Source organism: Bradyrhizobium sp. USDA 10063, assembly GCF_054063735.1.
Window position 1 is genome coordinate 5,565,734 of the sequence record NZ_JBSSGP010000002.1, and the last position, 23,350, is coordinate 5,589,083.

Annotated in this window: 22 protein-coding genes and 1 pseudogene; 21 read left to right on the forward strand and 2 right to left on the reverse strand. The window is 64.6% G+C overall.

Annotated elements, in window-relative coordinates; translation table 11 throughout:
* From murJ to trmB, 16 genes are all read left to right on the forward strand, one after another.
* Positions 1-1,542, forward strand: coding sequence for a murein biosynthesis integral membrane protein MurJ (murJ, locus tag ACVJGD_RS28465; protein WP_456637345.1), 1,542 nt, complete (start codon positions 1-3; stop codon positions 1,540-1,542).
* Positions 1,543-1,608: 66 nt separating this feature from the next.
* Complete coding sequence (gene trpS / locus ACVJGD_RS28470) at positions 1,609-2,661, forward strand: tryptophan--tRNA ligase (RefSeq protein WP_456637346.1); 1,053 nt, start codon at positions 1,609-1,611, stop codon at positions 2,659-2,661.
* Positions 2,662-2,753: 92 nt separating this feature from the next.
* Entirely contained in the window at positions 2,754-3,248 is a 495-nt protein-coding gene (locus ACVJGD_RS28475) for a universal stress protein (protein WP_456637347.1), read from the forward strand.
* A gap of 116 nt (positions 3,249-3,364) precedes the next feature.
* Positions 3,365-3,934, forward strand: a complete 570-nt coding sequence (locus ACVJGD_RS28480) for a NifU family protein (protein WP_456637348.1) — start codon at positions 3,365-3,367, stop codon at positions 3,932-3,934.
* Between the two features lie 180 nt (positions 3,935-4,114).
* A complete protein-coding gene (tsaB, locus tag ACVJGD_RS28485) occupies positions 4,115-4,813 on the forward strand; it encodes a tRNA (adenosine(37)-N6)-threonylcarbamoyltransferase complex dimerization subunit type 1 TsaB (protein ID WP_456637349.1) in 699 nt (232 codons plus the stop codon).
* On the forward strand, positions 4,810-5,295 hold the full coding sequence (rimI, locus tag ACVJGD_RS28490; protein WP_456637350.1) for a ribosomal protein S18-alanine N-acetyltransferase: 486 nt from the start codon (positions 4,810-4,812) through the stop codon (positions 5,293-5,295). The genes tsaB and rimI overlap by 4 nt, the downstream gene beginning before the upstream one ends.
* A gap of 52 nt (positions 5,296-5,347) precedes the next feature.
* Positions 5,348-5,797 (forward strand): Fur family transcriptional regulator, encoded by a 450-nt coding sequence (locus ACVJGD_RS28495; RefSeq protein WP_456637351.1) that lies wholly within the window; start codon positions 5,348-5,350, stop codon positions 5,795-5,797.
* A 5-nt stretch (positions 5,798-5,802) separates the two neighbouring features.
* Positions 5,803-6,480 carry an HAD family hydrolase gene (locus ACVJGD_RS28500; protein ID WP_456637352.1) on the forward strand — a complete coding sequence of 226 codons (678 nt, stop codon included), beginning with the start codon at positions 5,803-5,805 and terminating at the stop codon, positions 6,478-6,480.
* Positions 6,481-6,651: 171 nt separating this feature from the next.
* Positions 6,652-8,052 (forward strand): tRNA (N6-isopentenyl adenosine(37)-C2)-methylthiotransferase MiaB, encoded by a 1,401-nt coding sequence (gene miaB / locus ACVJGD_RS28505; protein WP_456637353.1) that lies wholly within the window; start codon positions 6,652-6,654, stop codon positions 8,050-8,052.
* A 4-nt stretch (positions 8,053-8,056) separates the two neighbouring features.
* On the forward strand, positions 8,057-9,112 hold the full coding sequence (locus ACVJGD_RS28510) for a PhoH family protein (RefSeq protein WP_456637354.1): 1,056 nt from the start codon (positions 8,057-8,059) through the stop codon (positions 9,110-9,112).
* An 84-nt stretch (positions 9,113-9,196) separates the two neighbouring features.
* Positions 9,197-9,703 (forward strand): rRNA maturation RNase YbeY, encoded by a 507-nt coding sequence (gene ybeY, locus ACVJGD_RS28515; protein ID WP_456637355.1) that lies wholly within the window; start codon positions 9,197-9,199, stop codon positions 9,701-9,703.
* A 1-nt stretch (position 9,704) separates the two neighbouring features.
* On the forward strand, positions 9,705-10,835 hold the full coding sequence (locus ACVJGD_RS28520) for a hemolysin family protein (protein ID WP_456637356.1): 1,131 nt from the start codon (positions 9,705-9,707) through the stop codon (positions 10,833-10,835).
* Entirely contained in the window at positions 10,832-12,445 is a 1,614-nt protein-coding gene (lnt, locus tag ACVJGD_RS28525) for an apolipoprotein N-acyltransferase (protein ID WP_456637357.1), read from the forward strand. Before ACVJGD_RS28520 ends, lnt begins: the two co-directional genes overlap by 4 nt.
* 257 nt (positions 12,446-12,702) lie before the next feature.
* Complete coding sequence (locus tag ACVJGD_RS28530; RefSeq protein WP_456637358.1) at positions 12,703-13,119, forward strand: helix-turn-helix domain-containing protein; 417 nt, start codon at positions 12,703-12,705, stop codon at positions 13,117-13,119.
* A 193-nt stretch (positions 13,120-13,312) separates the two neighbouring features.
* On the forward strand, positions 13,313-14,437 hold the full coding sequence (locus ACVJGD_RS28535) for a M20 family metallopeptidase (protein ID WP_456637359.1): 1,125 nt from the start codon (positions 13,313-13,315) through the stop codon (positions 14,435-14,437).
* A complete protein-coding gene (gene trmB / locus ACVJGD_RS28540; RefSeq protein WP_456640403.1) occupies positions 14,437-15,174 on the forward strand; it encodes a tRNA (guanosine(46)-N7)-methyltransferase TrmB in 738 nt (245 codons plus the stop codon). The genes ACVJGD_RS28535 and trmB overlap by 1 nt, the downstream gene beginning before the upstream one ends.
* A 171-nt stretch (positions 15,175-15,345) precedes the next feature.
* Here trmB and ACVJGD_RS28545 read toward each other — a convergent pair whose 3' ends face one another.
* Together ACVJGD_RS28545 and ACVJGD_RS28550 are read right to left on the reverse strand one after the other, a co-directional pair.
* Positions 15,346-15,834 (reverse strand): DUF2336 domain-containing protein, encoded by a 489-nt coding sequence (locus ACVJGD_RS28545; RefSeq protein ID WP_456637360.1) that lies wholly within the window; start codon positions 15,832-15,834, stop codon positions 15,346-15,348.
* Positions 15,785-16,423: pseudogene (locus tag ACVJGD_RS28550) on the reverse strand (DUF2336 domain-containing protein); the annotation flags it as partial. The pseudogene ACVJGD_RS28550 and the gene ACVJGD_RS28545, both read right to left, overlap by 50 nt.
* 432 nt (positions 16,424-16,855) lie before the next feature.
* Between ACVJGD_RS28550 and rimP the strand changes: the two are divergent.
* From rimP to rbfA, 5 genes are all read left to right on the forward strand, one after another.
* A complete protein-coding gene (gene rimP, locus ACVJGD_RS28555) occupies positions 16,856-17,641 on the forward strand; it encodes a ribosome maturation factor RimP (protein WP_456637361.1) in 786 nt (261 codons plus the stop codon).
* 2 nt (positions 17,642-17,643) lie between these two features.
* Positions 17,644-19,254 (forward strand): transcription termination factor NusA, encoded by a 1,611-nt coding sequence (gene nusA / locus ACVJGD_RS28560; RefSeq protein ID WP_456637362.1) that lies wholly within the window; start codon positions 17,644-17,646, stop codon positions 19,252-19,254.
* 15 nt (positions 19,255-19,269) lie between these two features.
* Positions 19,270-19,956 (forward strand): RNA-binding protein, encoded by a 687-nt coding sequence (locus ACVJGD_RS28565; RefSeq protein WP_456637363.1) that lies wholly within the window; start codon positions 19,270-19,272, stop codon positions 19,954-19,956.
* A 158-nt stretch (positions 19,957-20,114) separates the two neighbouring features.
* On the forward strand, positions 20,115-22,790 hold the full coding sequence (gene infB / locus ACVJGD_RS28570; RefSeq protein WP_456637364.1) for a translation initiation factor IF-2: 2,676 nt from the start codon (positions 20,115-20,117) through the stop codon (positions 22,788-22,790).
* A gap of 146 nt (positions 22,791-22,936) precedes the next feature.
* Positions 22,937-23,350, forward strand: coding sequence for a 30S ribosome-binding factor RbfA (gene rbfA, locus ACVJGD_RS28575; RefSeq protein ID WP_027580954.1), 414 nt, complete (start codon positions 22,937-22,939; stop codon positions 23,348-23,350).

Below are 23,350 nucleotides of genomic sequence, written 5' to 3' on the forward strand. Positions count from 1 at the left end.
ATGATCCGCTCCTTCCTCACCGTCTCCTCGGGAACGCTGGCCTCGCGGCTGCTTGGATTTGCCCGCGATTCCATCATCGCTGCGCTGCTCGGCGCCGGCGCGGTCGCTGACGCGTTCCTGGTTGCCTTTCAAATGGTCAATGTGGTCAGGCGGCTCCTGACCGAAGGCGCGCTGAATGCCGCGCTGATACCGGCGTGGCTGCGCTTGCGCGAGACCGAAGGTGCTGCGGCCGCCGCGGCCTTCGCCGGACGCGTGCTCGGCACCATCAGCGCCGCGCTGATCGTGGCTTCCGTCCTGATCGGCTTGCTGATGCCGCTGGTGATCGCGGCGCTGGCGCCGGGATTTGTCGGCCGCGAAACGCTCGAGCTTGCCGTTGGCAACGCGCGGCTGATGCTGCCCTATCTCGCCTTCGCAGGACCCGTTACTGTCATGATGGGGCTAATGAACGCGCAGGCACGCTTTGCGCTCACCGCGTTCTCGCCGCTCCTGTTCAATATCGCGTTGATCGCGGTGATGGCGGTGCTGCTGGTATGGCGGGGCGATGCGGCGCATGCCGCGCTGATCGTCGCTGCGACCGTTGGCGTTGCGGGACTTCTGCAACTCTCGATCCTCGTGCTGCGCGGTGGCCGCGCGGCAACGCCGCTCCGCATCTCCTTCGACAAGGACATGCGCGGCTTTCTCGGCAAGGCCGTCCCCGGCATGATCGCAAGCAGCGCGCCGCAATGGCTGATGGTGGCGGGTGCCGTGATCGCTTCCGCCTCGCCTTCGGCGGTCTCCTGGCTTTATTTCGCCAATCGCCTGGTCGAACTGCCGCTCGGCATCGTCGGCGTTGCCATGGGCACGGTGCTGATCCCGGAAATGACCCGCGCGCTGCACAGCGACGACCGAAGCGCCATCGCGCGAACCGAATCGCGCGGCCTGGAATTGGCGGTTGGCCTCGCCCTGCCGGCGACGCTTGGCCTCATCGTATTGAGCGATCCGATCGTGCGGATCCTGTTCGAGCACGGCGCGTTTGCCGCGCACGATGCCACGGCCACCGCGCATGCGCTGACCTGGCTTGCGCTCGGCCTGCCCGCGCATGTGCTGGTGAAAGCGCTATCGCCGGCCTTCTTCGCCCGCGAGGATACCCGCACACCGCTTGTTGGCGCGGTGGCCGCCATCGTGGTGGCGATCATTGCTGCGTTCCTGCTCCGCCACTCTTTCGGCACGCAGGGCATCGCCGCCGGCATCACGCTGGGGGCCTGGAGCAACGCGCTCTATTTGATCAGAAAAGGGGGCGCGACCTTCGGCTTCTCGATCGATGCCGAGGCCCGCGGTCGGCTGCCGCGCATTTGCCTGGCGGCGCTCGCCATGGGAACGCTGCTGTGGCTCCTGCAGGAGCTTTCGCCGCTGGCCACCGGATCACGCGGGCTGGCGCAGGCCGTGCTGCTGCTCGCGGTGATTTTCGCTGCGATAGCGAGCTACGGCCTGTTCTTGAAGCTGTTCGGCGTGATCGGCTGGCGCGAGGCGGTCGCCGCGATCAGGCAAAACCGTGCCGCCTGACTTGCGCAGATAGCCCCAAAATGGCAAACGACCCCGCCAAAGCGGCACTTTCCGGGAATTGAGACCATGGCGTTCGTGGAACGGGTTTTTTCAGGCGTCCAGCCGACGGGCAATCTGCACCTCGGCAACTACCTCGGCGCCATCGTCAACTTCGTCAAGCTGCAGGAGACGCACAACTGCATCTACTGCGTCGTCGACATGCATGCGATCACGCAGGGCGTGGACGTCTGGGGCGGCCCGGCGGAGCTGGCGCGCAACACCCGCGAGGTGACCGCGGCGTTCATCGCCAGCGGCATCGACCCGAAGAAGCACATCGTCTTCAACCAGAGCCAGATCGCAGGCCATGCCGAACTCACCTGGATCTTCAACTGCGTGGCGCGCATCGGCTGGCTGAACCGGATGACGCAGTTCAAGGAGAAGGCCGGCAAGGACCGCGAGAACGCCTCGGTTGGTCTGTACGACTATCCGGTGCTGATGGCGGCCGACATCCTGCTCTATCGCGCCACCCATGTGCCTGTGGGTGAAGACCAGAAGCAGCACCTCGAGCTGTCACGCGACATCGCGCAGAAGTTCAACAACGACTTCGGCGACTCGATCCGCGGCCACGGCTTTGCCGACGGCCTGTTCTTCCCGCTGCCCGAGCCGCTGATCACGGGCCCGGCGACGCGCGTGATGAGCCTGCGCGACGGCACCAAGAAAATGTCGAAATCGGAGCCGTCGGACAATTCGCGCATCAACCTGACCGACGATGCCGATACCATCGCGCAGAAGATCCGCAAAGCGAAGACCGATCCGGAGCCGTTGCCATCAGAGGAAAAGGGACTGGAGATACGTCCCGAAGCCGACAATCTCGTCGGCATCTACGCAGCGCTTGCCGGCATCAGCAAGCAGGACGTGCTGAAGGATTTCGGCGGCGGCCAGTTCTCCAGCTTCAAGAACGCACTGGTCGACGTTTGCGTTGCGAAACTGTCGCCAATCGCGGCCGAAATGAAGCGGTTGGTCGCCGATCCCGGCCATGTCGATCAGATCCTGATCGACGGCGCCAATCGCGCCCGCGTGATCGCCGATGAAACCATGCGCGCCGCGAAAGATATCGTCGGCTTCATCCGACAGCGTTAGGCGATCAACATCGATTGCTGTCACACCCTCTCCCAAAAACCGAGGGCGTGTGGCAGCATGCCCTTGCTTGGCAATAATGCACCGGGACATGCATGACCACCCAGCGACGAAGCTACGAATCTGGTCACAAGCCTAAATGTCTTGTCATCGTTGACGACAGCGCCGAATGGGACCGCGCCGTCTACTACGCCAGCCGGTGGGCGATCCGGGTCGGCGGCGGCGTCGTGATGCTGCGCATCATCGAGACCGAGGACCAGAACCAGCAATGGCTCGGGGTTGCCGACATCATGCGCGCCGAGGCCGAGGAAGCGGCAAACGAGGCGCTCGACCGCGCCGCCGGGCGCGCCAACGGCATCGCCGCGATCACGCCGGAGCGGGTGATTCGCGAGGGCGACCCGACCGAGCAGGTCCTCGACGTCATCGACAAGGACGAGGACATCGCGATCCTGGTGCTGGCGGCCAATCCGGGGGCGGAGGGCCCGGGCCCGATCATCACCACCATGGCCAAGATCATGGGCGAGTTCCCGATTCCCGTCACCATCGTGCCCGGCGGCCTGACCGACGAAGAGATCGATTCGCTGTCGTAACTCCTTGATTGGCCGTCGGAACCGGCGGTTCCCGCCTTGATCCGTGCGTTCGCCGTCGCCATCTGCTAAGGGAACCCCACGCGCCGGCCTTGAACCGGCGACGCCGGAGAAAAGCTATGTTCATCCAGACCGAAGCTACCCCCAATCCCGCCACCCTGAAGTTCATTCCGGGCCGCACCGTGCTCGCGAGCGGCACCATGGAATTTGCAAACGCCGAAGCCGCCGTCCGCTCCCCGCTTGCCGAACGGCTGTTCGCCGTACCTGGCATCACCGGCGTGTTCTATGGCTCCGATTTCGTCACCGTGACCAAGGCTGACGGCGACTGGCAGCATTTGAAGCCCGCGATCCTCGGCGCGATCATGGAGCACTACATGTCCGGCGCGCCGCTGCTCGCCGACGGCAGCGTCGATGGCGACGATTCGCTCGACGAGGACGACGAATTCTTCAACGAAGAAGACGCCGACACCGTCGCGCAGATCAAGGATTTGATCGAGACGCGGGTGCGGCCGGCGGTCGCCAATGACGGCGGCGACATCACCTTCCGCGGCTTCAAGGACGGCGTCGTCTATCTCAACATGAAGGGCGCCTGCTCCGGCTGCCCGTCCTCGACCGCGACGCTGCAGCACGGCATCCAGAATCTGTTGCGGCACTTCGTCCCCGACGTGGTCGAAGTCCGCCCGATGTAAGTAGCGCAGGGTGGGCAAAGCGCAGCGTGCCCACCAGCAATGTCGCAATCCGGATAGATGGTGGGCACAGCGCAAGGGCGCCTTTGCCCATCCTACGAAAAGGGAGTGAGTGGTGAATTGGCGAATGCAGATTGGGATCTTCCCTGATCCATTCGCCATTCCCTATTCGCCAATCGCTCCATGATCATTCTCGCCATCGATACCGCGCTCGACGCCTGCTCCGCCGCGGTGCTCGACACTGCCACGAGCAAGGCGATTGCGCTGGAATCGCAACCGATGAAGCGCGGGCACGCCGAAGCGCTGATGCCGCTGATCGCGCGGGTGATGAAAGCGAGCGGCATTGCCTTCACCGCGCTCGATCGCATTGCCGTCACTACCGGTCCGGGCAGCTTCACCGGATTGCGCGTCGGCCTGTCGGCGGCGCGTGGCATTGCGTTGGCGGCTGGCAAGCCCGTCGTCGGCGTCACAACGCTGACCGCCTATGCCGCGCCCGTTGTCGCCGAGAACGGCGAGCATCCGATCATCTCAGCGATCGATGCGCGGCATGACCATGTCTATTTCCAGGTGGTGAGCGGCGACGGCAGCCCGCTGGTCAAGCCGAAGGTGGCGCCGATCGAAGAGGCGATCGAGGCCGCGCAATCTGGCGCGCCGCATCTGGTCGGCAACGCCGCAAAAATCCTCGCCGACCGCTGGCCGGCGGAGACGGCGCTACCATTCAAGGTCGATTTACAGGCTGCACCGGATGTCACTTGGGTCGCCTGGGTCGGCGCGGCCGTCAGTCCCGAAGAAGCGCCGGCGCGGCCGTTCTATCTGCGCGCGCCGGACGCAAAGCCGCCGGCCAATCCGCCGCTCGACGTCTCGCAACCGACAACGTCATGATGGCCTGGCTTTCCGAATGGCTCAGCCGCGGCACGCCGGCGGTCGAGCCTGCGACTGTGCGCGACGCACCGCGCCTGGCGCAATTGCATGGCGCCTCCTTTCATCGCGGCTGGGGCGAAGGCGAGTTCGAGGCGATGCTTGGTGAGCGCAACACGCTGGTGCATCGGCTGCGGCTCGGGCGCAAGGTCATCGGCTTTGCGGTGTCGCGAATGGGAGCGGACGAAGCTGAAATCCTGTCGATCGCGATCGATTCCAGCCAGCGCGGCCGCGGGCTGTCGCGCGACTTGTTGTTGACCCATCTCGGCCATCTTGCCGGCCGTGGCGTGCGCACTGTTTTCCTCGAAGTGGAGGAAAATAACCAGCCGGCGCGACGGCTCTATGAACGGGCCGGATTTGCCGTCGTCGGTCGCCGCGAACGCTATTACAAGCAGCCCGGTGGGGAACATTTGAATGCGCTTCTGATGCGGCGTGACTTGTCGTAACATGCGGGCAGTGGCAGAACAGTGCTGCCCTGCCCTTCAAGGCTGAAGAAACATGGCTCCGCTGAAATCCTCGTCTGCGATGAAGAACACCGGCATCGAGGCGCGCTGCGCCGCGACCGGCATGCGCATGACCGAGCAGCGCCGCGTCATTGCGCGCGTGCTGGCCGAATCCGTTGATCATCCCGACGTCGAGGAACTTTACCGGCGCTGCGTCGCGATCGACGACAAGATCTCGATCTCGACCGTCTACCGCACCGTAAAACTGTTCGAGGACGCCGGCATCATCGAGCGTCACGACTTTCGCGAGGGCCGCGCGCGCTATGAGCAGATGCCCGACAGCCACCACGACCATCTGATCAATCTGCGCGACGGCAAGGTGATCGAATTCACGTCCGAAGAGATCGAGAAACTGCAGGCGGAGATCGCCCGCAAGCTCGGCTACAAGCTGGTCGACCACCGGCTCGAACTGTATTGCGTCCCGCTGGACGACGAAAAGTCCTGAGTGACTTGATCCCCGATCTCATCATTTTCGATTGCGACGGCGTGCTGGTCGACAGCGAAGTCATCTCATGCCGCGCGCATGCGGAGGTGCTGACGCGTCACGGATATCCGATCACGTCCGAGCAGGTCTTCGATCGTTTCCTTGGTCGCTCGACGCGCCAGGCGAACCTCGAAATCGAAGCGGAGCTTGGCCGCAGCCTGCCTGAGGATTTTCACACGCAATTGCAGGACGAGCTGTTCCGTTCGTTTGAGGCCGATCTTCAAGCGGTGCCGCATATTCACGCCGCACTTGATCGGATCGCCCAGCCCGTTTGCGTGGCATCCAGCGGTTCACCGCAACGCATGAGCGTCAGCCTCGGCCGCACTTCCCTTCACGATCGATTTGCGCCGAACATCTTCTCGGCCGTGCAGGTCAAGAACGGCAAGCCGGCGCCCGATCTCTTCCTGTTCGCGGCCGAGCAGATGAAGGTGCCGCCCGAACACTGTCTCGTGGTCGAGGACAGCGTCCCTGGCATCAGAGCCGCCCGCGCCGCTGGAATGGCGGTGCTCGGCTTTTGCGGCGGCAGCCATTGCGGGCCCGGCCATGCCGAGGCGCTACGCGCCGCCGGCGCCACGATGACATTTGGCGACATGCGGAAACTGCCCGGACTGGTCGAAAGTGGCGCCATCGCGGCCACAATCTGAGCCGTCATTCCGGGGCGATGCGCCAGCATCGAACCCGGAAATCTCGAGATTCCGGGTCTGGTCCTTCGGACCATCCCGGAATGACAGGTCCAAAAGCTGGATTTTGGCTGTCTCAGGCTATATTTGAGCCCTGCGCCCTGAATGCGCTCCTTTCCACCCCAAGTAGGTTCCATGACGCCGCCGCGCAAGCTGCACATCAAATCCTATGGCTGCCAGATGAATGTCTACGATGCACAGCGCATGGTGGATACGCTGGCCGGCGAGGGCTTTGTCGAGACGGCCAACGTAGGCGAAGCGGATCTGGTGATCCTCAACACCTGCCATATCCGCGAGAAGGCCTCGGAAAAGGTCTATTCCGAGCTCGGGCGGCTGCGCGTGATGAAGGACGACGCCGCGCGGCAGGGGCGCGACGTGAAGATTGCGGTCGCCGGCTGCGTCGCGCAGGCCGAGGGCGAGGAGATCATTCGCCGCGCACCTACCGTCGACGTCGTGGTCGGCCCGCAGAGCTACCACCATCTGCCGCAACTGCTGAAGCAGGCGAAAGCGGAAGGCCGCGCGCTGGAGACCGAATTCCCCATCGAGGACAAGTTCGGATTTCTGCCGCCGCCGAAGCCGGATGCGATCCGCTCGCGCGGAATCTCTGCTTTTGTCACCGTGCAGGAAGGCTGCGACAAGTTCTGCACCTTCTGCGTGGTGCCCTACACGCGCGGCGCGGAAGTCTCGCGCCCCGTAACAAGGATCATCGAGGATGTGACGCGGCTTGCCGATAACGGCGTGCGCGAGATCACCTTGATCGGGCAGAACGTCAACGCCTATCACGGCGAAGGCCCCGACGGACGAAGCTGGCCGCTCGGCAAATTGCTTGAGCGGCTCGCCGCCATTCCCGGCGTGCTGCGCCTGCGCTACTCGACCAGCCATCCCCGCGACGTCGAGGACAGCCTGATCGAGGCGCATCGCGACCTGCCGGCGCTGATGCCGTTCGTGCACCTGCCGGTGCAGTCCGGTTCGGACCGGATTTTGACAGCCATGAACCGCAAACATACCGCCGATGACTACCGCCGCGTCATCGACCGGCTTCGCACGGCGCGCCAAGACATTGCTTTTTCATCGGATTTCATCGTCGGCTTCCCCGGCGAAAGCAGGGAAGATTTTTCTGCGACCCTCGCGCTTGTCACGCAAATAGGGTACGCTGCCGCTTATTCGTTCAAATATTCGCCGCGGCCCGGCACGCCGGCGGCGGACATGCAGGAGATGGTGCCAGCGGCAGAAATGGACGAGCGATTGGAGCGGCTCCAGAACTTGATCGACAGCCAGCAATCGGCCTTCAACAAGGCTGCGATCGGTACCACGGTCGATGTGCTGTTCGAACGCGCCGGGCGCAATCCGGGCCAGATCGTCGGCCGCACTGCCTATCTGCAGCCCGCGCATGTGATGGCTTCGTCAGACATCGTCGGAAAGGTCCTGCCGGTCAGGATCGACAGCCTCGAGCGCTACAGCCTGCTCGGCGAGATCGCCGTGCCTAATGCGCGGTCTCAGTCTTCGACTTTTTCGCAGACGACCATTGGAGCCTGAACCCTTGCCAAAAAGCGCATCGGATTCACCTTCGCTTGCTCCCAGCCGCAAACCAGACCGCGACATGCAGATCCCGCCAGAGACCCAGGTCGTCATCGACTTCGACGACAACCGCGCCGCTTCCGCGCTGGTCGGCCCTTATGGCCAGAATCTGGCGCAGATCGAACGCCGGCTCGGCGTGGTCGTCGATTCGCGCGGCAACCAGATCACCATCGCCGGCTCCCGCGATGGCTGCGACGCCGCACGACGCGTGCTGGAGACGCTCTACGGCCAGGCCACGCAGGGACACGACCTTTCGCAGGGCGACGTCGAAGGCGCGATCCGCGCCGTGATCGCCCAGGGCTCGCTGTTCGAGTTCGACGCCAAGACCGCAAAACCCTCGTTCGAGACCATCAACCTGCGCAAGCGCCCGGTGCGGGCACGCACCGCCGCGCAGGATTCCTATATCCGCGCGCTGAAGCGGCATGAGCTGGTGTTCGGTGTCGGGCCGGCCGGGACCGGCAAGACCTGGCTTGCGGTCGCTTATGCGGCACAACTGTTCGAGCGCAAGGAAGTCGACCGCATCATCCTGTCGCGGCCCGCGGTCGAAGCCGGCGAGCGGCTCGGCTTCTTGCCCGGCGATCTCCGCGAGAAGGTCGACCCCTATCTGCGACCGATCTATGACGCGCTCTATGATCTGATGGATGCGCGCGTCGTGGAGCGCGCGCTGCAGGGCGGCGAGATCGAGATCGCGCCGCTTGCCTTCATGCGCGGCCGCACCCTGACCAATGCCGTCATCATCCTGGATGAAGCGCAAAACACCACCTCGATGCAGATGAAGATGTTCCTGACGCGGCTCGGCGAGAACAGCCGCATGATCGTCACCGGCGACCCCTCGCAGGTCGACTTGCCACACGGCCAGGCCTCCGGACTGGCGGAGGCGGTAAGCCTGCTGGAAGGCGTGGAGGGTATCGCGCAGGTGCACTTCACCGCGGAGGACGTGATACGTCACGAATTGGTGGCACGGATCGTCGCGGCCTATGAGGGATTGCCACAACGGCAGGTCGCCGCCAAATCTTGATGTCATCAGCCGGCCTCACGGACCTGCCGCGGGCAGGTTCCGGCCGCAAACCCGAACGCCTAGAAACAACTTTTTGGAACGACAGTGTCTTCCGCCCTCCCCGCTACCGAGGTTCTGGTCACAGCCGATTGCTGGCGGACCGAGCCGGATGCTGAAGCGGTGATCCATCGCGCCATCGAGGCCGCCGCCGAGATCGCCGAGGCCGATGTCGGCGAGGCCGAACTGGCAGTGATGCTGACGGATGATTCCGGAATCCGGACGCTGAACAGCAATTGGCGCGGCATCGACAAGCCGACCAATGTGCTGTCGTTTCCGGCATTGCAGCCGACGGGCGCAGGCGGCCTGGACGACGCCCCGCGCATGCTCGGCGACATCGCGATCGCCTATGAGACGACGCGCAAGGAGGCCGACGAGGAGCAGAAGCCGTTCGATCATCATTTGAGCCACCTCGCGGTGCACGGTTTCCTGCATCTGATCGGCTACGACCACGAGAACGACGACGACGCCGAGCAAATGGAAAATCTCGAGCGCGAAATCCTCGCGCAGCTCGGCATTCCCGATCCCTATGCGGACCGGGAGCGGATGGACTGAAATGGCGGACTCCGAACCTACCCACGACAATCCGCGCGATGTGCGCAACCTGCCGGCCGTCGTGCCGGAGGAAGCGCAGCGTCCCGCCGCGGAGAGCTGGCTGCTGCGCGCGATCCGCACCTTGTTCGGCTGGAAGGCCGGATCGGTCCGCGACGACCTGCAGGTGGTGCTCGATGCATCGACGCCCGATGACGTGAATTTTTCCGCCGTCGAGCGCACCATGCTGCGCAACATCCTCAATCTGCATGAGCGGCGTATCGCCGACGTGATGGTGCATCGCGCCGACATCGTCGCGGTGAAGCGCGACATCCCGCTCGGAGAATTGATGAGCCTGTTCGAAAGCGCCGCGCATTCGCGCCTCGTGGTCTACAACGAAACGCTCGATGATCCCGAGGGCATGGTGCACATCCGCGACCTGGTCGCCTTCATGACCGCAAGGGCGCGCGTCAGCGACACCGGGAAGACGCGGCGCAAGAAGCCGCTGCCCGCCGGCCTCGACCTGCGCGCGGTCGATCTGGCGCTGCCGCTTCACGAAGCCAGTATCATCCGTAAGCTTCTTTATGTGCCGCCGTCGATGCGCGCGATCGACCTGCTGGTGCAGATGCAGGCCACCCGTATTCACCTCGCGCTGGTGGTCGACGAATATGGCGGCACCGACGGGCTGGTGACGATCGAGGACCTCGTCGAGGAAATCGTCGGCGAGATCGACGACGAGCATGACAGCGACGAGCCGCCGTCGATCGTTCGCCAGCCGGACAACTCGTTCATCGCCGACGCCCGGGCGAGCCTCGACGATGTCCGCTCCGTGATCGGCGAAGAGTTCGTCACCGGCGAAGCCGGCGAGGAGGTCGAGACGCTCGGCGGCTATCTGGTGTCGTTTGTGGGCCGCGTGCCGGTGCGCGGCGAGCTGATTTCCGGGCCCGGCAATTTCGAGGTCGAGGTGCTGGACGCCGATCCGCGGCGGGTGAAGCGCGTGCGGATCGCGACTCGCAAGGAACGCAACGTTCCGCGCAAGGAGCGCGAGAGCCGTCGCCGCAGCGAGGCTGCACCCGATGCCAGCCCGCAGGCCGATACCAGCTCCCAGGCCAATGACACCGCGCCTCCCTCCGGCGACGGAGCCGGCCCGCAGTGAAAGTTTCCGATCAACTCCGCGCGGCCGGGCTTTCGATCATCCTGACCTGGGGATGGAAGCGCGCCGTCATTGCGCTCGTGGCCGGCGCGCTGTCGTCGCTCGCGATGGCGCCGTTCAACGCGTGGCCGATCCTGTTCCTGACCTTTCCGGTCGCGGTCTGGCTGATCGACGGAGCCGGGGCCGGCAAGTGGCATGGCATCCCGGCGGCGGCGATCTCCGGCTATTGGTTCGGGCTCGGCTACTTCGTGCCCGGGCTCTACTGGACCGGCTACGCCTTCCTGGTCGACGCGCAGACCTTCGCCTGGCTGATGCCGTTTGCGGTGCTGGGCTTGCCCGCCTATCTCGCACTATTTCCCGCGTTCGGCTTTGCGCTGGCGCGCCTGCTCTGGACCCCCGACAGCTTCCGCGTGCTGGCACTGGCTGCGAGCCTGACGATTGCCGAATGGCTGCGCGGCCATGTGCTCTCAGGATTTCCCTGGAACGCCTTCGGCTATGCGCTGTCGGAACCACTGGCACTGGCGCAGACCGCGTCGCTGATCGGGCTCTGGGGCATGACCTTCTTGACGGTCGCAATCTTTGCAAGTCCGGCCGTCCTGATCGATGGCAAATCGTCCAACCGAAAGCTGTGGCGGGTGCCGGTCACAGCGCTGGTCGTTTTGGCGGCCATGCTGGTGTTCGGCGCGGTGCGGCTGTCGCGGCTGCCGACCACCATGGTCGCCAATGTCAAGCTGCGCATCATGCAGCCCAACCTGCAGCAGGACGTCAAATTCAACTACGCCGCCAAAGCGGAGGTGATGAGGAAGTATCTGACGCTCTCCGATCGCGCCTCCGGTCCGCAATCCACTGGCGTACGCGATGCCAGCATCCTGATCTGGCCGGAATCGGCGTTTCCATTCTTCCTGACGCGCGAAGCCGACGCGATGGCAGAGATCGCCGATCTCCTGCCCCAAGGCACCGTGCTGATCACCGGCTCGGTGCGCGCCCCGGACCTGCCGCCGCGCGCGCGCATCACGCGGGCCTATAATTCGATCTATGTCATCGACCACGACGGCAGCGTGCTGTCGGTTTACGACAAGCTGCACCTGGTGCCGTTCGGCGAATATTTGCCGTTTCAGAACCTGATGGAAAAGCTCGGCTTCGTGCAACTCACGAAGGTCCATGGCGGCTTCATCGCCGGCCAGCGCCGTCACGCGCTTGATATCCCGAATGCGCCGCGCGCGCTGCCCCTGATCTGCTACGAGGCGATTTTTCCGGGCGACATTGACATCCACGATGACCGGCCGGGCTGGATCATCAACGTCACCAATGACGGGTGGTTTGGAATCTCGACCGGCCCCTACCAGCATCTGCAGCAGGCGCGGCTGCGCGCGATCGAGGAGGGCCTGCCTGTCGTTCGCGCAGCGAACACCGGGATTTCCGCGGTCATCGATCCCACGGGGCGGATTGTCGCAGAACTCGGGCTCGGCATCGAAGGCGTGCTCGACGCCAGGCTGCCGGCCGCCATTCCGCCGACGCTATATGCACGTTTCAATGACATTCCTGCAGCGATCATTTTGTTCGGCGCGTTGTTGCTTGTGATCGGACGGCGTGTTGCCCGGCGCAGTTTTTGACGCCAGGGGTCGCTCGATTGTTGCCTGCGCAAGGAAAAATTTAGCAGGCGCGCTTCCCCCAGTTGACAGAACGACCGCGTCATTCGCATTCTACGGTTCCAAGCCGAACTGAAATCCTGCCAGCACAGTAGCTCAAATTGTCCGCATTCGTCCTCGATCCTCCCCGCGGGATTTTGACGATACCGGGGCCTGAGGCATACTCGATGCCTGTTTTGCCTCATCCGCCGGGCGCGTAATCCTTCCAGGAGAGTCAGAAGATGTCTACCAAAGCGCCCAATCCTGTTGACAAATATGTCGGCAGCCGTGTCCGCATGCGGCGGATCATGTTGGGCATGAGCCAGGAGAAACTGGGAGAAAAGCTCGGCCTCACCTTCCAGCAGATTCAGAAATACGAGAAAGGCACCAACCGCGTCGGCGCCAGCCGGCTACAGCAGATTTCCGAGATCCTGCAGGTGCCGGTCTCGTTCCTGTTCGACGGCGGACCGAGCGGCTCGGCAACCGCGGAAGGCTTCAGCGAAGGCGCCTCGCCCAGTTACGTTTCGGACTTTCTCGCAACCTCCGAGGGACTGGCACTGACGCGCGCCTTCACGCGCATCGCCGATGCCAAGCTCCGCCGCAGCATCGTCGAACTGGTCGAGCAGATCGCCGCCCGCGAAGGCCCCGACCAGCGCTGATCGGCGTCATCATTTCCGCGACATGGCGATTGACGCGCCCGCCAGCGCGGGCGCATGACGTTGGTTCCATCGTTCCCAGATCATGATCCGATTAAACGGAATCGGATCATGATCTCATCTCTTTGTTGAGCATGATCTTTTCGGAAAACCGGTTTCCACTTTTCCGGACCATGCTCTAGACACCGGCGCGCCAATGACCTCTACATCCTTCAATCCTGCAGAGATTCTCGACGGCATCCGCCGCTGGGTGGAGATCGAGACGCCGACGGAAGCGCCCGAACAGGTCAACAAACTCGCCGATCTCGTCGCCGATGGCTATCGCGGCCTGCCGGCCACCCTCGAGCGGATCGCCGGCCAGAACGGATGCGGCGATCACCTCGTCGCGCGCTCGGCCTGGGGCCAGGATGCACCGGGAATCCTGGTGCTGAGCCATCTGGATACCGTGCACCCCCTCGGATTCATCCAGCGCCTGCCCTTTGCGATCGATGGCGACAGCGCGTTCGGTCCCGGCATCTACGACATGAAGGGCGGCGCCTATCTCGCCTATCACGCCTTCAGGGAAATTTGCGCCAATGGCGCGCGCCCGCCGCTCGGCGTCACGCAGCTCTACGTTTCGGATGAGGAGATCGGCAGCCCGACCTCGCGGGCGCTGATCGAGGCCGAGGGCCGCAAAGCCAGATATGTGCTGGTGACCGAGCCGGCGCGTGACGGCGGCAAGATCGTCACCGGGCGCAAGGGCGTCGCCCGCTTCGAGATCTTCGTCAAGGGCGTGCCGTCGCACGCCGGCACGCGGCCCGAGGATGGCCGCAGCGCGATCCGCGAACTCGGCAACATCATCCAGACCCTGGAGGCGATGAACGATCTGGAACGCGGCGTCACCGTCAATGTCGGCGTGGTCAGGGGCGGCACCAAGCCGAACGTGATCGCGGAAGAAGCCTATGCCGAAGTCGACATGCGCGTGCCGACCACTGCCGATGCCGAAGAGCTGGTGCCGAAGATCCTCAATCTGAATTCGCGGACCGACGGCGTCAGCGTGCAAGTGGTCGGTGAATTGAACCGGCCGCCTTATGAGAAGACCAACGCCGGCGCAGCGCTCTACGAGCACGCCAAGGCGCTGGCAACCGAGATCGGCTTCGACCTCGTCGACACCTCGACCGGCGGCGGCTCCGACGGCAATTTCACCGCGCCGCATACGGCAACCCTCGACGGTCTCGGCGTTGACGGCAAGGGTGCGCATACCCATTACGAGCAGATGTACATCTCATCGATCGAGCCGCGGGCGCGGCTGCTCTATCGGCTGTACCAGACGCTGCGATGATGAACGCTTCGCGCCATCACGATCGCGACGCGCCGCCGGACGACGGCGCGATCGCGCATGCGCATGGCTCATTCTTCGGGCGGCGCAAGGGCCACAAACTGCGCGCGCATCAGGCCGACCTGATCGAGCATCTGCTGCCGCATCTGGCGCTCGATATCGCAAGCCCTGCGCCGGCCAGCCTCACCGAACTGTTCGATGACAATATCGAGGATGTCAGGCTCGAGATCGGTTTTGGCGGCGGCGAGCATCTCGTCGCCGAAGCCCGCGCGTTTCCGAACTTGGGCTTCATCGGCTGCGAGCCCTATGTCAACGGGATGGCCAAGATCCTGACCCAGATCGAGGCGCACAATATCGGCAATATCCGCCTGTTCGCGGGCGACGCCGCCGAACTGCTCGCCTGGGCGCCGTCGCAATCGATGCGGCGCATCGACCTGATCCATCCCGACCCCTGGCCGAAGCGGCGGCACTGGAAGCGCCGCTTTGTCCAGGACGCCACCGTCGCCGCAATGGCGCGCATCCTCAAAGCGGGCGGCGAATTCCGCTTCGTCAGCGACATCGACGATTACTGCGCCTGGACGCTATGGCACCTGATGCGCTCACCCGATTTCACCTGGACTGCCGAGCGCGCCTCCGACTGGCAGGCCCCGTGGCCCGACTACACGATGACGCGCTACGGCGCCAAAGCCGAGCGCGAGGGACGCAGGGCGACGTATCTGCGGTTTCGTAGGGCTGGCTGAGCATATCCTGACTCGCACTCCAATCTATCGCCTCAGCCTGAGGAGGTCGCGCAGCGACCGTCTCGAAGGCCGAGGCCACCGGCGGGGCCTCATCCTTCGAGACGCGCGTTCCGCGCTCCTCAGGATGAGGGGCAGGCAGCAGCGCATTCGTGGCGACAACGAAAAACCAACCTACCGCGTCTTCCAGAAATCCACGACGCGCTGGGCGGTGGAGGGCATCAGGCGGGTGAAGTTGAGCCGGGCGCTCTCGATGTCGGCGGGCGACGGCACCCGGTTGGGGCCGAGCCGGAGCAGGATCAGCGCGCGTACGGTGGCCCATTCGAGGCCAATGGTCTTGCCCGCGATCAGAATGGGATCGTAGCGGTCGCCGGCGATCAGGCGATCGAGCGTTGCGATCTTGACGCCGGTCATCGCGGCCAGCGCGCACACCGCTTCCTCGTATTTGAACGACTTCGCGAACTCGAGCAGCGCAAGCTCGTTCAATTGATCGGCGTGATGCAATGCGAGGATCGTGCGCTGCGCCGGCGCGAAATCGCGCGCGCTGTCGACCTTCTCGCTCAAGCCGTTGATCTCGCTGATCGCCTGCTTGATCGCGGCCTGCCGCTCCGGCTTGACCACGTCGAACAGGCGGCGGCGGACGATATCGACGGAGCCTGCCACCAGCGTCTTCAACTGCTCGGGCGACAGATCCGCGCGCTGACCGAGCGGCGAGCGTCAGCACGCTGTCCTGGCTGGCGCGCCGGATCAGCGTCGAATAGCCGCTCGTCGAGAATTCGGCGCCGGCATTGCCGGCCGCGCGCCTGACTACGTCGCGATCGCCGCGGCGGACGATGACGTCGGTCAGATCGGCCGAGAGCTTGGGCCGTTCCGCCATCGCGAGCAGATGTTCCTGCCCCTTTGCGCGCGCGATCTCGACCAGAACCCGTTCGTCGATGGCAGGCGATCGGCGCAGCAGCGGCCCCGCGATCGCAATCTCGTCGTCGCGCGCAAGCTGCCCGATCAGGGTGCGCGGTGCATTCGATAGCAGCGACAGGCGTTCGGCGAACTCCGCCCGGGCGGCGCGCTCGGCGTGTGGGACCAGGCTGGTCAGGACACCGTCGAACAGATCGATATGGTCGGTACTGAAACCTGCCGCCCCCTGCAGGAACAGTTCGCCGATCCGGCGCGCGGCCTCGGCACGGCGCCTAGGGTCGCCGGTACGGACGATCTCGTCGAGTTCAGGGATCAGCGCGGTCGCTGTCGTCGTCATAAGCCTACCTAAACCGACCCCGCCATGCCGGTTTTGCGGCGCAATCTAGGTGGCGTTCGTGAACGAAGTGTTAGACATTTGCGCCCGGCCGCCGGACGGCGCAAATTTGCTCGGCGATGGCCTCCGCCCCTTGCCGGACGGGGGGAAAAGCGCTATATCGGCAGCGACTTAAAGTTCTCATACGATCCGTATTGAGGGTGGGCCCGTTCGGACCCGCTCTTTTTTATTACCCGAACGAACCCGGCCGAGCCTGGTCCGGTTTGGGTAATGCAACCAGGGCATGAACCGGCGAAGCGGAAGCCTGTTTTCCGCAAGGATCATGCTCAAACACGAGAGATAACATCGTGACCCGGTTTTGCGTGATCGGATCATGATCCGACGCCGGTCAAGGGCCGGCTAACCAACAGCTCAAGAGTATCTTTGACCCTGGATATGACCGATCCAACCGCTGGTTCCGTCAATGCCGAATTGCTCGCCGAGCCGCGGCTCGTCGTCGAGCCCGGCGCTGCGGCGCGCGTGTCGGCAGTCGCCACCCCGGTCCTGCAGGGACTGGGCTACCGCCTGGTGCGGATCAAGATCACCGGCGAAGCCGGCTGCACCGTCCAGATCATGGCGGAACGGCCGGACGGCTCGATGCAGATCGAGGATTGCGAGGCGATCTCGCGCGCGCTGTCGCCGGTGCTCGACATCGCCGATCCCATCGACCGGGCCTATCGGCTGGAGATCTCCTCGCCGGGCATCGACCGGCCCCTGGTGCGGCGTTCGGATTTCGAGCGCTATGCCGGCCACCTCGTCAAGATCGAGATGGCGGTGACGCATCAGGGCCGCAAGCGGTTCCGCGGCACCCTGAAGGGTGTCGAGGGCAACGCGGTGCGCCTACATCGGGATGACACACGCGAGGGCGAAGATGCGGAGACCTTGCTGGTGATGGAAGACATCGCCGAAGCAAGGCTGGTGCTGACCGACGAGCTGATTGCCGAATCGATGCGGCGCGGCAAGGCTCAGGAGCGCGAGCTGCGCCGCGAACTGGGGCTGGCCCCGCCACAACCCGCGCATGCGAAGGCGCGGCGCGAGCATGCGAAGAGAAGCGATCCGAGCAAGAGCCATAAGCCGAAACAAGGGACCGGCAAGAAGCCGGCTCCGAAGAACACCAAGCAACACCGCCTCGCCGCCGAACGGCTGCGCCGGGGCGAGACCGAGCCTGACGAAGGAGACTAGCCATGGCAGTCAGCGCCAATCGACTTGAACTGCTGCAGATCGCCGACGCTGTCGCGCGCGAAAAATCGATCGACCGCGGCATCGTGATCGCCGCGATGGAGGACGCCATCGCGAAAGCGGCGCGCGCCCGATACGGCAGCGAGACCGACGTCCACGCCGAGATCGACCCCAAGAAGGGCGAACTCCGGCTGTCGCGCCACATGCTGGTGGTCGACGTGGTCGAGAATTCCTCCAACCAGATTTCGCTGGCCGATGCCCAGCGCGCCAATCCCGGCGCCCGGGTCGGCGACACCATCGCCGACACCCTGCCGCCGCTCGAATACGGCCGCATCGCCGCGCAATCGGCCAAACAGGTGATCGTGCAGAAGGTGCGCGAGGCCGAGCGCGACCGGCAATACCAGGAATTCAAGGACCGCATCGGCGACATCGTCAACGGCGTCGTCAAACGCGTCGAATATGGCAGCGTGATCGTCGACCTCGGCCGTGGCGAAGCCATCATCCGCCGCGACGAGATGCTGCCGCGCGAAGTGTTCCGCAACGGCGACCGCGTCCGTGCCTACATCTTCGACGTGCGCCGCGAGACGCGGGGCCCGCAGATCTTCCTGTCGCGCACCCATCCGCAATTCATGGCCAAGCTGTTCGCGCAGGAAGTGCCGGAGATTTATGACGGCATCGTCGAGATCAAGGCGGTGGCGCGCGATCCCGGCTCGCGCGCCAAGATCGGCGTGATCTCGCGGGATTCGTCGGTCGATCCGGTCGGCGCCTGCGTCGGCATGCGCGGTTCGCGCGTGCAGGCCGTGGTCAACGAATTGCAGGGCGAGAAGATCGACATCATCCCGTGGTCGCCGGACATCGCGACCTTCGTCGTCAACGCGCTGGCACCGGCCGAAGTCGCCAAGGTCGTGATCGACGAGGACCGCGAGCGCATCGAGGTCGTGGTGCCCGATACCAACAACCAGCTCTCGCTGGCAATCGGCCGCCGCGGCCAGAATGTGCGCCTGGCATCGCAGCTCACCGGTTGGGATATCGACATCCTGACCGAGCAGGAAGAATCCGAGCGCCGCCAGGCCGATTTCGAGAACTCGACCCGCGTCTTCATGGAGGCGCTGAACGTCGACGAGGTCGTCGGCCAGCTCCTGGCATCGGAGGGTTTCACCTCGGTCGAGGAACTCGCGCTGGTGGATGTGAAGGAACTCGCCGGCATCGAAGGCTTCGACGAGGAAACCGCGACCGAACTGCAGAATCGCGCCAAGGAATATCTGGAGCAGCTCGAGGCGGAACTGGAAGCCAAGCGCAAGGAACTCGGCGTCGAGGATGCCATGAAGACCGTTCCCGGCATCACCTCGAAGATGCTGGTCAAGCTCGGCGAGAACGACGTCAAGACCGTCGAGGATCTCGCCGGCTGCGCCACCGACGATCTGGTCGGCTGGACCGAGCGCAAGGACGGCGGCGAGCCGACCAAGCATACCGGGTTCCTCGACGGGATCGATATCTCCCGCGAGGACGCCGAGGCGATGATCATGCAGGCCCGCGTAAAGGCCGGGTGGATCACCGAGGCTGATCTGGCCAAGCAAAATGCCGAGGCGGACGCCGCCGAAGAACCCACGGCCTAAGGAGATGGCCCGCGCATGCTCGCAATGGCTGACCCCGATCTGGATCATGGGCCGCGGACCGAGAAGTCCGCGACCATGCGGATGTGCGCGGTCAGCCGCGAGGTGCGCCCGATCGACGAACTGATCCGCTTCGTCGTCGCCCCCACCGGCGAGGTGATCGCCGATGTGAAACGCAAGCTGCCCGGGCGCGGCCTCTGGCTTTCAGCCTCGCGCCGTACGGTTGCGGAAGCGGTGCGCCGTCACCAGTTTAGCCGGGGTTTCAAGCGCGACGTCCGCGTCGCGGCAACTCTGCCCGATGATACCGAAGCGCTGCTGGTTCGCAGCAGCCTCGAGGCGCTGGCCATGGCCGCCAAGGCGGGCCGGGTCGTTTCCGGCTTCGGCAAGGTCGAGGACGCGTTGTCGCAGCGGGAAAGACCCCTAAGTCTGATCCATGCGTCCGATGCGGCCCCCGACGGAGTCCGCAAATTGGACGCGATCCTGCGGCAAAGGGGCGGAAAAGACGACGATTCGTTGAAAATATCTGTCGTCACCGCGCTCACATCGGCAGAATTGGATTTGGCACTGGGCCGGTCAAATGTGATACATGCTGCCCTGCTCGCGGGCCCGGCGAGCAAGACGTTCCTGTCGCGCTGCCAGCTTCTGGTCCGATACCGGATGGCCGACGACGACAAGACCGCCGATGCGGCCAGAAATTCTAGCTAGAGCATGATCCGGAAAAGGGGAAACCGGCTTTCCGAAAAGATCATGTTCAAACAACAAGATGGAACGAGATGACGGTCCGAGGACAAGTCATTTCGCTCTTTTGGGACTGCGACGACGCGTGCGAACAGGCACAACGCTAACGAGATTAGGACTGCTGAATGGTTGATACCAAAACCCCTGGCGACAAGACTTTGAGTGTCCCGACCAAGACCTTGACGCTGAAGCCACGCGTCGAGACGGGCACCGTGCGCCAGAGCTTCAGCCATGGCCGCAGCAAGCAGGTTGTGGTCGAGAAGCGCGGCAAGCGCCGCGTCGGTGGCGACGGCCCCGGAACCGAGCCGCATGCGCCCGAGCCGGCCGCGGCCAAGCCCGCGCCGGCTCCGGCGAGGCCGCCGCTCGGCCGTCCGGGTGCGCCATCGCAGCGCAACGCCGGCGGATCCGGCGTGGTGCTGCGCACCCTGACCGAGGACGAGCGCTCAGCCCGCGCCAGTGCGCTCGCAGACGCCCGGCAGCGTGAGATCGAGGAGCGCCGGCAGGCCGAAGAGGAAGCCAAGCGCCGCGCCAGCCGCGAGAGCATCGAACGGGCCGAGCGCGAAGCCGCCGAAGCCCGCCGGCAGGCCGAAGAGGAACGTCATCGCCAGGAAGAGGAAGCCAAGCGTAAGGCCGAGATCGAGGCCAAGCGGCGCTTTGGCGAGGCCGAAGCCAAGCCAGCCGCAGCCGCCAAGCCGGCCGCCGCAGCCCCTGCACCGGCACCGGCGGCTCCGGCCCGTACGCCAGCGACCCCTGCACGCGCACCGGCGACGGCTCCAGCGGCGAGGGCGCCGAGCCCTGCCGCCGAGCCCGATGAGGACGAGGGTCCGCGACAGGTTCGCCGCGGTCCGGGCGGCGCGATGCGCCCTGCGGCCGCCCCGAAGACCACCCACAAACCGGGTCCGCAGAAGCAGCGCGGCCGCTTGACCGTTGTCACCGCGCTCGACGCCGACGACGTGCGCGAGCGCTCGATCGCGTCGTTCCGCCGCCGTACCCAGCGCCTCAAGGGCCTCAGCTCGAACGAGCCGAAGGAAAAGCTTGTCCGCGAAGTCACGATCCCGGAAGTCATCACCATCCAGGAACTCGCCAACCGCATGTCCGAACGCGCGGTCGACGTCATCCGCATGCTGATGAAGCAGGGCGCGATGCACAAGATCACCGACGTGATCGATGCCGACACCGCGCAACTGATCGCCGAGGAACTGGGTCACACCGTGAAGCGCGTGGCCGCGTCCGACGTCGAGGAAGGCCTGTTCGACGTCGTCGACGATTCCACCGATACCGAGCCGCGTTCGCCTGTCGTCACCGTGATGGGCCATGTCGACCACGGCAAGACCTCGCTGCTCGACGCGCTTCGTCACGCCAACGTGGTTGAAGGCGAAGCCGGCGGCATCACCCAGCATATCGGCGCCTATCAGGTGTCGTCGCCGGAAAGCGGCACCAAGATCACCTTCATCGACACGCCCGGCCACGCCGCATTCACCGCGATGCGTGCGCGCGGCGCCAAGGTCACCGATATCGTGGTGCTGGTGGTCGCGGCCGATGACGGCGTGATGCCGCAGACGGTCGAAGCGATCAATCACGCCAAGGCCGCCAGGGTTCCGATCATCGTCGCGATCAACAAGATCGACAAGCCGGACGCGCGGCCCGAACGCGTGCGCACGGAATTGCTGCAGCATGAGGTGCAGGTCGAATCGCTCGGCGGCGAAGTCGTCGATGTCGAGGTCTCGGCCAAGAACAAGACCAACCTCGACCGGCTGCTCGAGATGATCGCGCTGCAGGCCGAGCTTCTCGACCTCAAGACCAACTCGCAGCGCCCGGCCGAAGGCACCGTGATCGAGGCCAAGCTCGACCGCGGCCGCGGTCCGGTCGCGACCGTGCTCGTGCAGCGCGGCACGCTCAGGGTCGGCGACATCATCGTCGCCGGCGCCGAGATGGGCCGCGTCCGCGCGCTGATCTCGGACCAGGGCGAGAATCTCGATGAAGCCGGTCCGTCCGTGCCGGTCGAGGTGCTCGGCTTCAACGGTCCGCCCGAAGCCGGCGATCGCCTTGCGGTGGTGGAGAACGAAGCGCGTGCGCGCCAGGTCACGAGCTATCGCGCGCACCAGAAGCGCGAGAACGCCGCTGCTTCGATCTCGGGCATGCGCGGCTCGCTCGAGCAGATGATGTCGCAGCTCAAGACCGCGGGCCGCAAGGAATTCCCGCTGATCGTGAAGGCCGACGTGCAGGGCTCGCTGGAAGCGATCCTGGGTTCGCTGGAAAAGCTCGGCACCGAGGAAGTCGCCGCCCGCATCCTGCATGCCGGCGTCGGTGGCATCTCCGAGTCCGACGTCACGCTGGCGGAAGGCTTCAACGCCGCGATCATCGGCTTCTCGGTGCGCGCCAACAAGGAGGCGGCGGCGGCCGCCAAGCGCAACGGCATCGAGATCCGCTACTACAACATCATCTACGATCTCGTGGATGACATCAAAAAGGCGATGTCCGGCCTGCTCGCACCGACCCTGCGCGAGACCATGCTCGGCAACGCCCAGATCCTGGAGGTGTTCAACATCTCCAAGGTCGGCAAGGTCGCCGGCTGCCGCGTCACCGACGGTACGGTCGAACGCGGTGCCAATGTCCGCCTGATCCGCGACAACGTCGTCGTGCATGAAGGCAAGCTGTCGACGCTGAAGCGCTTCAAGGACGAAGTGAAGGAAGTGGTCGCCGGCCAGGAATGCGGCATGGCGTTCGAGAACTACGGCGACATGCGTGTCGGCGACGTGATCGAGTGCTACCGTATCGAAACGATCCAGCGCTCTCTGTAAGTCCAAGTCTTACGAAGCGCGGGAATTTCGAGCTGAACCGTCATGCCCCGCGAAGGCGGGGCATCCAGTATTGCAATTGATTCTAGGCACGGAATACTGGATCACCCGCTTTCGCGGGTGATGGCGATAATTTGGGATTTTAGATAATGCCCCGTCATCAGAAGAAGAGTTCCGCCGCCGGCGGCTCGCAACGTCAACTGCGCGTCGGCGAGACGGTGCGCCATGCGGTTGCCGAGATTCTCTCGCACGGTGATGTCCACGATCCGGATCTTCAAGGCCACATCATCACCGTTCCCGAGGTGCGAATGTCGCCGGACCTGAAGCTCGCGACCATCTATGTGATGCCGCTCGGCGGACGCGACACCGAGACCGTGATCGCTGCGCTCGACCGCAACAAGAAATTTCTCCGCGGCGAGATCGCGCACCGCGTTAACCTGAAATTTGCACCTGACATCCGCTTTCGCGTCGACGACCGATTCGACGAAGCGGAACGTATCGAGAAATTACTGAGAACACCTGCGGTGCAACGCGATCTTGCACCCGATTCGGACGACGAGTGA

What these genes read in the sequence shown, in the direction of transcription:
- infB (WP_456637364.1), top strand. Translation starts at nt 20,115, where the DNA reads ATGGTTGATACCAAAACCCCTGGCGACAAGACTTTGAGTGTCCCGACC.
- ACVJGD_RS28480 (WP_456637348.1), top strand. Translation starts at nt 3,365, where the DNA reads ATGTTCATCCAGACCGAAGCTACCCCCAATCCCGCCACCCTGAAGTTC.
- trmB (WP_456640403.1), top strand. Translation starts at nt 14,437, where the DNA reads ATGAACGCTTCGCGCCATCACGATCGCGACGCGCCGCCGGACGACGGC.
- ACVJGD_RS28495 (WP_456637351.1), top strand. Translation starts at nt 5,348, where the DNA reads ATGGCTCCGCTGAAATCCTCGTCTGCGATGAAGAACACCGGCATCGAG.
- ACVJGD_RS28475 (WP_456637347.1), top strand. Translation starts at nt 2,754, where the DNA reads ATGACCACCCAGCGACGAAGCTACGAATCTGGTCACAAGCCTAAATGT.
- rimP (WP_456637361.1), top strand. Translation starts at nt 16,856, where the DNA reads ATGACCGATCCAACCGCTGGTTCCGTCAATGCCGAATTGCTCGCCGAG.
- miaB (WP_456637353.1), top strand. Translation starts at nt 6,652, where the DNA reads ATGACGCCGCCGCGCAAGCTGCACATCAAATCCTATGGCTGCCAGATG.
- rimI (WP_456637350.1), top strand. Translation starts at nt 4,810, where the DNA reads ATGATGGCCTGGCTTTCCGAATGGCTCAGCCGCGGCACGCCGGCGGTC.
- rbfA (WP_027580954.1), top strand. Translation starts at nt 22,937, where the DNA reads ATGCCCCGTCATCAGAAGAAGAGTTCCGCCGCCGGCGGCTCGCAACGT.
- nusA (WP_456637362.1), top strand. Translation starts at nt 17,644, where the DNA reads ATGGCAGTCAGCGCCAATCGACTTGAACTGCTGCAGATCGCCGACGCT.
- ACVJGD_RS28535 (WP_456637359.1), top strand. Translation starts at nt 13,313, where the DNA reads ATGACCTCTACATCCTTCAATCCTGCAGAGATTCTCGACGGCATCCGC.
- ACVJGD_RS28520 (WP_456637356.1), top strand. Translation starts at nt 9,705, where the DNA reads ATGGCGGACTCCGAACCTACCCACGACAATCCGCGCGATGTGCGCAAC.
- murJ (WP_456637345.1), top strand. Translation starts at nt 1, where the DNA reads ATGATCCGCTCCTTCCTCACCGTCTCCTCGGGAACGCTGGCCTCGCGG.
- trpS (WP_456637346.1), top strand. Translation starts at nt 1,609, where the DNA reads ATGGCGTTCGTGGAACGGGTTTTTTCAGGCGTCCAGCCGACGGGCAAT.
- ACVJGD_RS28565 (WP_456637363.1), top strand. Translation starts at nt 19,270, where the DNA reads ATGCTCGCAATGGCTGACCCCGATCTGGATCATGGGCCGCGGACCGAG.
- ACVJGD_RS28530 (WP_456637358.1), top strand. Translation starts at nt 12,703, where the DNA reads ATGTCTACCAAAGCGCCCAATCCTGTTGACAAATATGTCGGCAGCCGT.
- tsaB (WP_456637349.1), top strand. Translation starts at nt 4,115, where the DNA reads ATGATCATTCTCGCCATCGATACCGCGCTCGACGCCTGCTCCGCCGCG.